Source organism: Stenotrophomonas sp. NPDC077659 (assembly GCF_050268705.1).
Taxonomy (GTDB): domain Bacteria; phylum Pseudomonadota; class Gammaproteobacteria; order Xanthomonadales; family Xanthomonadaceae; genus Stenotrophomonas.
The window spans coordinates 1-1,848 of sequence record NZ_JBNNHG010000266.1 but is presented as its reverse complement, the minus strand read 5'-3'; the positions used below and the strand labels follow the sequence as shown (position 1 = coordinate 1,848).

Below are 1,848 nucleotides of genomic sequence, written 5' to 3'. Positions count from 1 at the left end.
GACGGCCGCGACATGGCGGTCAAGTACAAGGACCTGCTGGACGGACTGATGCAAGCCCAACCGGCCAGGATGATGCCGTAGATGCCCAGCGAGGTCATCGCCAGCAGGTACAGCAGGCCGGCGTTGGCGTTGGACAGCACGATCTGCGAGTCGAAGGGCACCACCGACCAGGCCGCGAAGGCCGGGGCCAGGGTGATCAGCGGCGCGAGCAGGAAGATCGCCTTGTTGGCGCTGCTCGGCTGCAGGACTTCCTTGAACAGCAATTTGAAGACGTCGGCGAAGGCCTGGAAGATGCCCATGCCCACGTACATCGGGCCGTGGCGGACATGCATCCAGCCGATCAGCTTGCGTTCCCAGACCACGTAGAAGGCCACCGAGATGATCACCGGCACGGTGATCACCAGGATCTTCAGGATGATCCAGACCAGCGCGCCGATGTCACCGAGGCCAAGCAGCCACTGGTGCAGCGGGTCGACCGCGTTCAACAGCAATTCGTTCATGCAGCCACCACCGATACGCGAGCGGCACCCAGCGGCGCGGTCGCGCCGTGGCCCGATTCAATCCAGACCGAACCCGCAGCGACGCGGGCGTCGACCACCACCGGCAGGGTGGCCTTGCCGGCATCGGTGCCGACCTTGGCCATCTGCCCTTCCTGCAGCTGCAGGCGCGCGGCATCGTCAGCGTTCAGCACGATGCGCGGGGCGTTGTTGAGCGGATGCGACTGCAGCGCCGGGGCGCGGCGGACCACCGCATCGGTGCGGTAGATCGCAGCGGTCGAAGCCACTTCCAGACCTTCGCCGGCAGCGGCCGGCTGGGCCGAGGCAGCCACAGCGACCGACACCGGCGCCAAGCTGGCACGCAGGCCGGCCAGGTCGGTGAAGTCGAAACCAGCCAGTGCCATCTCGCCGCCCAGTGCGCGCAGCACGCGCCAGCCTTCACGGGCCTCGCCCGGCAGCTTGCCGCCGGCACGGGCCGACTGCTCGCGACCATCGAGGTTGGTCAGGGTGGCGTCGATTTCCGGCAGCGCACCGATCGGCAGGATGACGTCGGCAACGTCGCGGGTGGAGACACAGGCGAACTGGCTGAAGGCCACCACCTTGGCACCGGCCAGCGCCTTGCGCGCGGCCGGGGCGTCGGCGAAGTCCAGGCCCGGCTCCAGGCCGTACACCACATAGGCCTGGCGCGGCTGCGCCAGCATGGTGGCCACGTCCTTGCCGGCCGGCAGCACGCCGGCGCGGGTCAGGCCCACGGCATTGGCGCCCTGCGGGATGCGGCACAGCTTGGCACCGGTGGCGGCAGCGAAATCACGTGCAGCGGCACGGATCGCGGCGGCCTGCGGGTGGTTCTCGGCGATGCCGCCGACGATCAGCACGGTGTTGGTGCCGCCCTGCACGGCCGAACGCAGTTCTTCGTTGGCCAGCGCGTCGGCGAACTTCGACGGCGCGACGATCTGCTTGCCGGCGATGCTGAAGGCGAAGTCGAAGTCCACCGGGTTGACGACGTGGATCTTCGCGCCCCTGGTGGTCTGCGCCTTGCGCAGGCGGGCGTGCAGCAGCGGCAGTTCGTGGCGGATGTTGCTGCCCAGAACGACGATGCGGTCGGCGCCTTCGATCTCGGCCAGCGGCAGGCCGAACACTTCGGCGGTGGCAGCGTCGGAGAAATCGCGGTTGTTGATGCGGTGGTCGATGTTGTTCGAGCCCAGGCCCTTGGCCAGGCGGGCCAGCAGCGCGCCTTCCTCGTTCGAGGTAGACGGATGCACCAGCACGCCCAGGTGGTCACCCTGGTGGGCCTTGAGCTGGTCATCGTCATCGCCGCCGAGGCGGTGGGCGCGGCCGGTCTGCTGGCCAC

The 1,848-nt window shown here is 68.7% G+C and carries 2 protein-coding genes; both read right to left on the bottom strand.

Annotated elements, in window-relative coordinates:
- On the bottom strand, positions 1-500 hold a 500-nt coding region (locus tag ACQKDV_RS19290), incomplete at its 3' end, for an NADH-quinone oxidoreductase subunit H (protein ID WP_427785838.1).
- A partial coding sequence (locus ACQKDV_RS19285; protein ID WP_427785837.1) for a molybdopterin-dependent oxidoreductase occupies positions 497-1,848 on the bottom strand: 1,352 nt, incomplete at its 5' end. The genes ACQKDV_RS19285 and ACQKDV_RS19290, both read right to left, overlap by 4 nt.